This is a genomic window from Methylocapsa aurea, assembly GCF_000746085.1.
GTDB classification, from domain to species: Bacteria; Pseudomonadota; Alphaproteobacteria; order Rhizobiales; family Beijerinckiaceae; genus Methylocapsa; species Methylocapsa aurea.
In genome coordinates this window covers 283,289-293,564 of sequence record NZ_JQKO01000004.1, presented here as the reverse complement: position 1 = coordinate 293,564, position 10,276 = coordinate 283,289, and the positions used below count along the sequence as shown (strand labels likewise).

General features: G+C 62.0%; 8 protein-coding genes. 3 read left to right on the top strand and 5 right to left on the bottom strand.

What is annotated here, in order from left to right:
• The 4 genes from yidC to dnaG all read right to left on the bottom strand — a co-directional run.
• On the bottom strand, window positions 1–1,091 hold a 1,091-nt coding region (yidC, locus tag DL86_RS04440), incomplete at its 3' end, for a membrane protein insertase YidC (protein WP_036258507.1).
• Between the two features lie 198 nt (window positions 1,092–1,289).
• Complete coding sequence (gene rpmH / locus DL86_RS19115) at window positions 1,290–1,424, bottom strand: 50S ribosomal protein L34 (RefSeq protein WP_015931829.1); 135 nt, start codon at window positions 1,422–1,424, stop codon at window positions 1,290–1,292.
• Between the two features lie 262 nt (window positions 1,425–1,686).
• Window positions 1,687–3,738 (bottom strand): RNA polymerase sigma factor RpoD, encoded by a 2,052-nt coding sequence (gene rpoD, locus DL86_RS04430; RefSeq protein ID WP_036258504.1) that lies wholly within the window; start codon window positions 3,736–3,738, stop codon window positions 1,687–1,689.
• 552 nt (window positions 3,739–4,290) lie between these two features.
• A complete protein-coding gene (dnaG, locus tag DL86_RS04425; RefSeq protein ID WP_036258503.1) occupies window positions 4,291–6,240 on the bottom strand; it encodes a DNA primase in 1,950 nt (649 codons plus the stop codon).
• A gap of 126 nt (window positions 6,241–6,366) precedes the next feature.
• Between dnaG and panB the strand changes: the two genes are divergently transcribed.
• Window positions 6,367–7,179 carry a 3-methyl-2-oxobutanoate hydroxymethyltransferase gene (gene panB / locus DL86_RS04420; RefSeq protein ID WP_036258501.1) on the top strand — a complete coding sequence of 271 codons (813 nt, stop codon included), beginning with the start codon at window positions 6,367–6,369 and terminating at the stop codon, window positions 7,177–7,179.
• Window positions 7,180–7,188: 9 nt separating this feature from the next.
• Here the strand turns inward: panB and DL86_RS04415 are convergent, their stop codons facing one another.
• On the bottom strand, window positions 7,189–7,638 hold the full coding sequence (locus tag DL86_RS04415) for a GatB/YqeY domain-containing protein (RefSeq protein ID WP_036258497.1): 450 nt from the start codon (window positions 7,636–7,638) through the stop codon (window positions 7,189–7,191).
• Between the two features lie 148 nt (window positions 7,639–7,786).
• On the opposite strand from DL86_RS04415, the gene carA reads away from it, so the two are divergent.
• Together carA and cysQ are read left to right on the top strand one after the other, a co-directional pair.
• Complete coding sequence (carA, locus tag DL86_RS04410; RefSeq protein ID WP_036258494.1) at window positions 7,787–8,986, top strand: glutamine-hydrolyzing carbamoyl-phosphate synthase small subunit; 1,200 nt, start codon at window positions 7,787–7,789, stop codon at window positions 8,984–8,986.
• A 293-nt stretch (window positions 8,987–9,279) separates the two neighbouring features.
• Complete coding sequence (gene cysQ / locus DL86_RS04405; RefSeq protein ID WP_036258695.1) at window positions 9,280–10,134, top strand: 3'(2'),5'-bisphosphate nucleotidase CysQ; 855 nt, start codon at window positions 9,280–9,282, stop codon at window positions 10,132–10,134.
• The last annotated feature ends 142 nt before the right edge of the window (window positions 10,135–10,276 follow it).

The following is a 10,276-nucleotide window of genomic DNA, read 5'->3' as shown; positions in this document are numbered from 1 at the left end:
AAATAGAACCAGCCCCAGTCGATCAGAAGATCGAATTTCTCGATCCCGAGATCGGCCTGGTATTTGTCGAGCGTATAGGTCTCCTTGGCGCCGGCGAAGACCCGCGTCGTGACGTCCATCGAGGCCCCCGGCGCAAGGGTCTTGGCCTCGCTCTGCTGGAACCCGGCGCCATAAACCTTCTGCGGCGTGGCGCGCTCGGAAAAGCTCGCCTTCACCGCGGCGCTCTGGTCGGGAATGACGGTCGCTGCCCAATATTTATCGGTGAAGCCGAGCCAGCCGCCGACCCCCTCGAAGGTCTTGGTCGCCTTCTCTTCCTTCTCGATGGCGTCATATTTCCAGGCCTCGACGCCGGAGGCGCCGATGACGCCGACGAAGCCTTCGTGCAGGACGGCGTAATTCTCGGTCGCCGGCAGGCCGATCCGCGACACCAGCCCATAGGGCGTCAGGGTCACCGGCCGCGCCGAGGCGTTCTCGACCGCGTCGGTCACCGTGAACATATAGCGGTCGTCGACGGCGATCTTGCGGCGGAAGATCAGGCCCTGGCCATTGTCATAGCTGAGCGTCACCGGGCTCGACGGGGTCAGCGCCTCGCGATCGGCGCGCCACAGCGTGTCGGCGCGGGGGAGCGCCAGCGCCTCGCCGGGCGCGGCGAGGAAGCCGGCCTCGGCGTAATAGGGATGCGGCGACCCGGCGGGGGAGAGCAGGACGATGTTGGGGCTCGAAGGATCGGTGGTCTCGCGATAGGCTTTGAGCGAGACGTCGTCGATCCGCCCGCTCTTCAGCGCGATCGAGCCGAACAGCGCCGGGGTGTCGAGTTTGATCCGCGGGCTGGCGGCCAAAGCCTCGGCCCGGGTCTTGACCGGCTCGCTCAAGGCGCCGCCTGGCCCAGCTGGCGAGCCTGCGCCAAGCGAACCGGGAGCTTGTGAGCCTGGCGCTTGCGGGCCGGGGCTTTGGGCGCCGGTCTGGCCGCCCCGCATCTGCGCCTGACGCGTCTTGTCAAGCTGCGGCCCGGTGTAAAACATGTTCCAGCCAAGCACGACAAGGCATGATAGGCCAATCGCCAGATAAAGATTCTTGGTGTCCTGCTTCATGCCATAGGCGTCCTGTCTCTAAGCAGGATTGCGTTGGCGCGCCAACGCAATCCTGCTTAGATCCTATGATTCTGCATTGTTTTCATCCGAAAACCGGCCGCCATTTTTTTTGCAAAGGAGGCCCGATTGCTCCGGCCTGCGCGCCGAGGGCGCCGGAGTTTGGCGCCAAGCGCCGCCAAGCTTTGGAATGGTCAGGCGTCAGGCTGAAAGCCGCTTGCGGCCGCGCGCGCGCCGCGCCGCGATGACCCGGCGACCGCCGACCGTCGCCATCCGGGCGCGAAACCCATGCCGCCGCTTGCGCACGAGCTTGCTCGGTTGATATGTCCGCTTCACAATTCAGCTCCAATCTACAAATCAGGAAGCCGCCCGGAGCCCAATTGACCCGGACGCAACCGCTGGCTGGCGCGGCCAAAGCCCGCGCGCCCCATGAGAACCATCGGGCGCCGCTCGCCAAAGCCGGAAATCGGAGGTTTTATAGAGGCAAGGGCCAAACCAAGTCAATTTGCTGGCTGGCCGCGCATCCCGATCGCTCGATTTGTCACCGGGACGCTCAAGCAAGCTTCCCGGGAAGGCGCGTCCCGGTTCCGGCCCCGGATCAATTATCCAGGAAGCTGCGGAGCTTGCGCGAGCGCGAGGGGTGTTTCAGCTTGCGCAGGGCTTTGGCCTCGATCTGGCGGATGCGCTCGCGCGTCACCGAGAACTGCTGGCCGACCTCTTCGAGCGTATGATCGGTGTTCATGCCGATCCCGAAGCGCATGCGCAGAACGCGCTCCTCGCGCGGGGTGAGCGAGGCCAGAACCCGCGTCGTGGTCTCGCGCAGATTCGACTGAATCGCGGCGTCGATCGGCAGGATCGCGTTCTTGTCCTCGATGAAATCGCCGAGATGCGAGTCTTCCTCGTCGCCGATAGGGGTTTCGAGCGAAATCGGCTCCTTGGCGATTTTCAAGACCTTGCGCACTTTTTCCAGCGGCATGGCGAGCTTTTCAGCGAGTTCCTCAGGGGTAGGCTCGCGGCCGATCTCATGCAGCATCTGGCGCGAGGTCCGCACGATCTTGTTGATCGTCTCGATCATATGCACCGGAATGCGGATGGTTCTCGCCTGATCGGCGATGCTGCGGGTGATCGCCTGCCGGATCCACCAGGTCGCATAGGTCGAGAATTTATAGCCGCGCCGATATTCGAACTTATCCACGGCCTTCATCAGGCCGATATTGCCCTCCTGGATCAAATCCAGGAATTGCAGGCCGCGATTGGTGTATTTCTTGGCGATTGAAATTACCAGCCGCAGATTGGCCTCGACCATTTCCTTCTTGGCCTGACGCGCCTCGCGCTCGCCCTTTTGCACCATATGGACGATTCTGCGGAATTCATGGATCTCGAGGCCGGTTTCGGTCGCGAGGCCATGAATTTCGGCCAATAGATCCTTGATCGGCTCCTTCGCCTTGGCGACGAAATCCTTCCAGCCGCGGCCGCCGAGCTTGGAGACGCGCAGCAGCCATTTCGGGTCGAGCTCGGAATTCTGGTAATTCTTGAGAAAATCCTCACGGGTGACGCCGGATCCTTCGGCGAGCCGCAAAAGTCGCGTCTCCATGCCGATCAGCCGCTTGTTGATGTCGTAGAGCTGTTCGACCAGCGCTTCGATGCGGTTCGGATTGAGCGACAGCGACTTGACGTCGACGACGATTTCCTTCTTGAGCGTCTTATATTTGCGCTCCTGCGAGGGCGTCAGCGTTTCGTTCTTGAGTTTATTCTCGACATTCTGGTCTTGAAGGCGGCGCAGCTTCTTATAGGCGTCGGCGACCCGATCGAACGTGTCCAGAACCTTGGGCTTCAGTTCGGCTTCCATCGCCGACAGGGAGACCGCGTTCTCCATATCGTCTTCTTCGTCGAAAACGTCTTCCGGGATCGGCGCGTCGATGCCGCCTTCCTCGCCGGCCGGCCGCAGGCGCGCGGGCGGATCGAGCGGGGCCGTCGCCGGCGCCTGTTGCGCGGCGAGCGCCTCGGCGGCGCCCGGCGCGGTCATGTCGATCTTGGGCGTATTCTTGCCGTCGGGGCCCGCATAGGTCGCTTCAAGGTCGATGATGTCGCGCAACAAGACCTTGCTGTCGTTCAGTTCGTCGCGCCAGATGATGATCGCCTGGAAGGTCAGCGGGCTCTCGCAAAGCCCCGCGATCATCGCCTCGCGGCCGGCCTCGATCCGCTTGGCGATGGCGATTTCGCCCTCGCGCGACAAAAGCTCGACCGATCCCATTTCGCGCAGATACATCCGCACCGGATCGTCGGTGCGGTCAGCCGGCTCGGAAGAACGGATCGCGACGGCCTTGGGCTGCGCGACCTCGACCAGATCGCCGCCCTCGGCCTCTTCCTCTTCGGCCGCTTCCTCGGTTTCGGCTTCGTCTTGCTCCTCGTTCTCGGTGACATTGATGCCCATCTCGTTGAGCATGGCCAGAATGTCTTCGATCTGTTCGGAATTGACTTCCTCGGAGGGCAGCACGGCGTTCAATTCGGCATAGGTGACAAAGCCGCGCTTCTTGGCGAGCTTGATCATCCGCTTGACGGCGGCATCGGATAGATCGAGCAAAGGGCTGTCCGCGGTCTCCACCACGCTGCCGTCTGCTTCGGCCTTCTCGTTGTCCTTTTTCGCCATCAATGGCCTCCGAACATGAGGAAAATTATCGATTCAATCCGCATTTTGGCGCGCCTTGAGCAGGAGGTTTGTCCTGCGCTCGACGGCCAAAACTCCAGCCGGTCCGGCCGCCCTGGCGCCCGCCAAGCCAACCCGGGCCCCAGACAAGCCAACCCGCGAACCCGATGGAGCCGCGAAAATCATGCGGGAGCGCCGAACTCCCACCTTGTATCTGTCGCATAGAAGGCGTCCAGTGCAAGCTGGAGCTCAACAAAAGATGCGTCGGGCGCTTGCGGCATCCTTCCCAAAATTTTCTAATTTTGCATCATTCGACCCCAAAAACCGTTGGCTGATTTTCGGAAGATGACGCTTGAAGCAATTCTCTTTCGATCGGCAAGACGGCTGTTGCGTCCTGCTTCAGGTCGAATCGATCACGGCCTCGCTCTTATCGTCTTTAATAGGCGGCTCCAGCGCTTGCCAAAAAAGAAGCCCCATTCTGGGGAGAGGGGTCTCGCCAATTCGCTTTGTCAGCCGCAGGAAAACAGGGCAAAGCGTCGAGCGCTCGCCTCGCAATCACAAAGGTCCGCCCAGACGTCCCGAGGAGGCGCCAAAGCCTTCGACGGCTGCCTCAGTCCCGCCAAGCGCCAATAATTGCTCCTGAATATCCTTGAGACGGCCGAGATTGGCCTCACTGGCCTCCATACCTAGAGCCAATTCAGCCGATTGCAACTCCCTATGTAGCGCCCTGGCGCGATGATGCAAGGTCAAGGCTTGCTTTAAGACCTCTTCGGCGTCGGTCTCGGCGGCCTCGGCCTTGACGCACCAATGCGACGCATGCGCGGCCAGGGAGCCGAGTTTTGTCAAAATCCCGGCAAAACCTGCCGCTTCGGCGCCGGCGCGGAGCTTCGCTTCGTCCATGCTCGCTTCGTTCACCGCGCTGAGATTGAGAAGCGCATCGCGCAAGGAACGCGCCTCAAGGCTCGAAAATTCGATTTCGGCGATCGCCTCGATGTGGCGCTCGATCAGCCCTGGATGATTGAGAAGAAGCAATAAAATCAGCGCTTCTCGCGGAGGGAGGGCGGCTTTGTCCGGGCGCAGCAAGGGCGATCTCGCCAGATTTGGGCTGACGAAGGGCGGCGCCCTCAAAGGGCTGCTGGCTTCGCCTGCGCGTTCGGCCCCGCGCCGCGGCGAGAATTTTGATCCCAAACCGCCGTTCGCGCCTTGACGGCGGCGCTCGAACCCGCGCTCCGAGCCTCGATCGAAGAGCTGGCGGAGCCGCGCTTTGAAGTCGGCCTGATAATAGCGGCGCAGCGTTTCCTCCTTGATCTCTCGGGCGATCTCGCCGAGCCGCCGCTCCAATTGCGCCCGGCGCTCCGGCGTGGCGAAATTGCCGGATTCGGTTTCCCTGACCCAAATCAGTTCTGCGAGCGGCAGCGCGCGAGCAAGGATATCGGCCATGGCTCCTGAGCCGCCCGAACGCACGAGATCGTCGGGGTCCTGGCCTTCGGGCAGCAGAGCAAATCGCAGCGAGCGGCCGGGGCCGATCAGGGGCAGGGCCATGTCGATCGCCCGATAGGCCGCCTTGCGCCCGGCCCGGTCGCCGTCGAAGCAAAGAATCGGCTCCTCCGCCATTTTCCACAGGAGCTCCGTCTGATCCGGAGTCAGAGCGGTCCCGAGCGGCGCGACAGTCGCGCCAAAGCCGGCCGAGGTCATTGCGATTGCGTCGACATAGCCCTCGACGACGATGACGGCGCCGCTCTCATGCGCGGCCTTGCGCGCAAGATGATGATTGTAGAGGACCGCTCCCTTGTGAAAGAGCGCTGTTTCGGGCGAATTCAGGTATTTCGCGGAAACGTCCTTGGCGAGCGCCCTGCCGCCAAAGGCGATGACCCGGCCCGAGCGGTCGCAGATCGGAAACATGATCCGATCGCGAAACCGGTCATAGGGAACGGCAATGTCCTCGCCGTGGATCAAAAGCCCGGCCTCGATCATCGCCTCGCTGGAGACGCCCTTGCCGGCGAGATGATCGCGCAGGGCGTATTTCTCGGGCAGGGCATAGCCAAGCCGAAATTGGCTTTGCAGCGCGGAGCTTAGACCGCGTTGAGAGAGATAGCTTCGGGCAACGGCGCCGGATCGGCCGTTCAACTCGGCGGCGAAATAGGATGCGGCCAATTCCAGCACGTCATGGAGGCTCGCCCGCTTTTTTTCCTGCGCCTCCGCCTCCGGAGAAAATTTGGGCAAGGCGAGCCCTGCGTCGGCGGCGAGGCGCTCGACGGCTTCTGGAAAGGAAAGCCCCTCCGTCTCCATCAGAAAATCGAAAATATTGCCATTTTTCCCGGAGGAAAAATCGAACCACGCCATTTTCTGGTCGTTGACGAAAAAGGACGGCGTCTTTTCCGCATTGAAGGGCGAGAGGCCCTTCCATTCGCGCCCGGATTTGATCAATTTGACGCGCCGCCGCACGACCTCCGAAACCGGAAGCTTTGCCTTGATGTCATCGAGCAAGGATGGCGAAAAGCGCATGGGCTCCTTTTAGCGTAAAATGAACCGATTCGTCCGTCGCCGGATAAATTTGTCGCGCTTGTCCTCCATATACACAGGGGGCAAGAGCAGAGCGCTGTAAATAGAGCGCCCCCCGACCGAGGGACTATGACCAAAACCGCCCGATTTTTCGAGATGAAGCGGCAGGGCCGGCCGATCGCCGTGCTGACCGCCTATGACGCGCCGACCGCCAAAGCCGAGGCGGAGGCGGGGGTCGATATTCTTCTCGTCGGCGACAGCGTCGGCATGAACATGCTCGGCTACGCCAGCGAAAAGGAGGTCACGCTGGCTGATATATGTCACCATGTCCGCGCCGTGCGACGGGGCGCGCCGGAGGCCGCGATCATCGCGGATCTGCCTTTCCTCACCTATGAAACGCCCGATGCGGCTTTGGCGAGCGCCCGCCAGGCAATTGAGGCGGGTGCCGATATCGTCAAGTTCGAAGGGTTTCGCCCCGACATCGTCAAAACGCTGGTCGCGGCCTCGATCGACGTCTGCTGCCACTTGGGGCTGGAGCCGCAGCATCATGCGGACAAGCGGTTCAAGGGGCGCTCGGCGCAAGAAGCCAAGAAATTAGTGGACGATGCAATCGCGCTGGATAGAGTTGGCATGGCGATGCTGGTTCTTGAACTCATTCCCGAAGAGGTCGCGGCGGAAGTCTCCCAAGCCATCAAGGCGCCGACGATCGGCATCGGCGCCGGCCGGAAAACCGACGGGCAGGTGCTGGTCATCTGCGATGTATTGGGCTTTACGTCCGCCAACTACCGCCATAACCGCCGATATCAAGAGGTTGGCCGGGCCATGGAGGAGGCGGCGCGCGCCTATGTCGCCGATGTGCGGAGCCGGGTCTTTCCAGGCGAGGAAAATGTGCTCCACATGGCGAAAGAGGAGCGCGCGCTGTTTCTGAACGAGAAGCCATGAGCCAGGCGCTCAAGCGCCGAGCTTGCTCTTCACAAGAGCGCTCGCCTTGCCAAAGTCCATGCGGCCGGCATATTTGCCCTTGAGCGCTCCGACCACTTTCCCCATATCCTTGATCGAGACGGCGCCGGTCTCGGCAATGGCCTCGCCGATCGCTTGCTCGACTTCCGCCTCGCTCAATTGTTGCGGCAGGAAGCCCTGGATGATCGTGATTTCCTCGGCTTCCTGTGTCGCCAATTCGGGGCGGCCGGCCTTTTCATAGATCTCTTGCGATTCCTGCCGGCTCTTGACCATTTTCTGGAGCAGACCGAGAATATCCTCGTCGGAAATCGTCTTGCCCTGACCGCGCGCTTCGATGTCCCTGTCTTTCAGCGCCGCGGTGATCATCCGGATCGTATCGACCCGCCGCTTTTGGCCGGCCTTCATCGCTTCCTTGAGCTGACTCGTGAATTGTTCGCGCATGGAATCTCCTGATTTTCTTCACGAGAATTGACGGGCGCGGGCGTTGCGCCTAGCTATGCGCCGTCGAAGCCCCTCGAATGTAAGACCTTTATGCCGCCCGCCGCCGAAATGGCGCGGGCGCGTCGGAACGCACGGGTGTAGAGCCAGCATGACGAAGGATCAAGATAAAGCGCCGAATTTCTGGCGAGCCCCCCGCGCAACGGCTCTCCTGGTTCTCGCCAATGGCGTGGTTCTGGAGGGCGCGGGGCTTGGGGCGGTGGGCGAGGCTGTCGGCGAGGTCTGTTTCAATACGGCGATGACCGGCTATCAGGAGATCCTCACCGACCCCTCCTACGCCGGCCAGATCGTCACCTTCACCTTTCCCCATATCGGCAATGTCGGAACCAATGACGATGATGTCGAGACGAGCAACCCCGCCGCCAGCGCCGGAGTGCGCGGCGTCATCGTCCACGCCCCGATCACCGCGCCGTCCAATCATCGCGCCGCGCGCCATTTCGATATTTGGCTGAAGAGCCGCGGCATCGTCGGCCTTTGCGGCCTCGATACGCGCGCGCTGACGACGCTGATCCGCGAAAATGGGATGCCAAATGCGGTGATCGCGCATTCCCCGGACGGCGTTTTCGATGTCGAGGCTTTGCGCGCCAAGGCGCGGGCCTGGCCGGGTCTCGAAGGAATGGATCTCGTCCCCAGCGTGACCGCGGCGCATGGCTACGACTGGACGCAGTCGGCTTGGTCGCCAGAGGGCTATCGCGACGGCGGCGCTGGCAAATTTCGCGTCGTCGCCATCGATTATGGCGTCAAGCGCAATATTTTGCGGCTCTTGACCGAAGCCGGCTGCAGCGTCACCGTGGCCCCGGCGACGACTTCCGCCGAGGCGATCCTCGCCTTGCATCCTGACGGCGTGTTCTTGTCGAATGGACCGGGCGACCCGGCGGAGACCGGGAAATATGCGGTTCCGGTGATTAGCGATTTGCTCAAACGGAAAATTCCGATCTTCGGGATTTGCCTTGGCCATCAGATGCTCGCCCTCGCGATCGGCGGCAAGACCGAAAAAATGCGCCAAGGCCATCATGGCGCCAATCATCCGGTGATGGATTTTGTTACCGGCAAAGTCGAGATCGTCTCGATGAACCACGGCTTTGCGGTGGATCCGGCCAGTCTGCCGAGCAATGCGCGGGAAACCCATAAATCCCTGTTCGACGGGTCGAATTGCGGTCTCGAATTGACCGACAGGCCGGCCTTTTCCGTGCAGCACCACCCCGAGGCTTCGCCTGGCCCGCGCGACAGCCACTATTTGTTTACTCGCTTCGTCGAGATGATGGAGAGGGAGCGCGCGCTGGCGTCTTGAGGAGCCTGCGCTCGGGCGCACCGCCCGATGAGCGGAGCGCCCGCCGCTGCGCGCCGCCTCACGCCGCCGCGTTCAGGCCGGCTGATTGAAAGCGGCAAAATCACGGTTGTTTGACCACAATCGTGCAAGTATTTTGCGAAATCGCCGAAAAGCGCTTCCTATTCGAGAGAACCGAACCTAAGTTTCAGTCAAGGCCACGTGAATCGCGCGCGGTGAGCGTTAAATTGTTAGTTTTCGCCGAACCCGCGATTTTTGGCGAAAGCGTTGACCGCCCGCTGAACCGACGGATTGTCATGCCCCTTGAAACGCTCCCTGCGACCGACGGCCAGCTGAATGCCGGCCGGCCGATCGATCGCGACGCCATCGCCGAGATTTTCGCCGAAATCGCCCTCGAAGCCGGCGTCGCTGTCATGGCGGTTTATGCATCTGACTGCCATGCCCGCCGCAAGCCAGACAAGAGCCCGGTTTGCGACGCCGACGAATATGCCGAGGCCATTATTCTTGAGCGCCTCGCCGCGCGTTTGCCCCATCTGCCTGTTCTCGCCGAAGAGGCCGCCGCCCATGGCCAGAACGCCGTATCGGGCTCGACCTTCATTCTCGTCGATCCGGTCGATGGAACCCGGGAGTTTCTGAGCCGCAATGGCGAATTCACCATCAATATCGGGCTGATCGTCGATGGCGCCCCTCAGGCGGGCGTCGTTTACGCTCCGGCGCTCGGACAGCTCTGGATCGGCGGGGCGAGCGCATATGCTTGCATGGTCGCACCGGGAGCGGCTCTCCCGCCGCCGCACCAGCGCCGGCGGATCCATGTGCGGCCGGCGCCGCCGCAAGGCTTGACCGCGCTCGAGAGCCGGTCCCATTCGGATCCCGAGACCGAGGCTTTTCTCGCGCAGCTCCCGATCAAGGAGCGGCGCGCGGCGGGTTCGTCATTGAAATTCTGCGCCGTCGCCGAGGGCGACGCCGACGTCTATCCGCGTTTCGGCCAGACAATGGAATGGGATACGGCGGCGGGCGACGCGATTTTGCGCGCCGCGGGAGGAATGGTCCTTGATCGCGAGCGGCATCCCTTGCAATATGGCAAGGTCGGCGCGCAGTTCAGAAACGGGCCTTTCGTCGCCTGGGGCGACCCTAACGCCATCGTTCGTTAGCATTTTCGAGCGAAGCGTCAATCGGTTGGCGTCAAGAATAGGTGCCGGTCGTGCGATTGCTGGGCTCTTACGCGCGCGTCAATCTTTCGTTAACGCCATTGCCTCAAAACTCGGCGGGAGTGCGCAAGGATAACGGCGCCCG

Bases quoted from the DNA above. Each gene is read 5' to 3' on its own strand.
- rpoD (WP_036258504.1), bottom strand. From the start codon at position 3,738: ATGGCGAAAAAGGACAACGAGAAGGCCGAAGCAGACGGCAGCGTGGTG.
- dnaG (WP_036258503.1), bottom strand. From the start codon at position 6,240: ATGCGCTTTTCGCCATCCTTGCTCGATGACATCAAGGCAAAGCTTCCG.
- panB (WP_036258501.1), top strand. From the start codon at position 6,367: ATGACCAAAACCGCCCGATTTTTCGAGATGAAGCGGCAGGGCCGGCCG.
- DL86_RS04415 (WP_036258497.1), bottom strand. From the start codon at position 7,638: ATGCGCGAACAATTCACGAGTCAGCTCAAGGAAGCGATGAAGGCCGGC.
- carA (WP_036258494.1), top strand. From the start codon at position 7,787: ATGACGAAGGATCAAGATAAAGCGCCGAATTTCTGGCGAGCCCCCCGC.
- cysQ (WP_036258695.1), top strand. From the start codon at position 9,280: ATGCCCCTTGAAACGCTCCCTGCGACCGACGGCCAGCTGAATGCCGGC.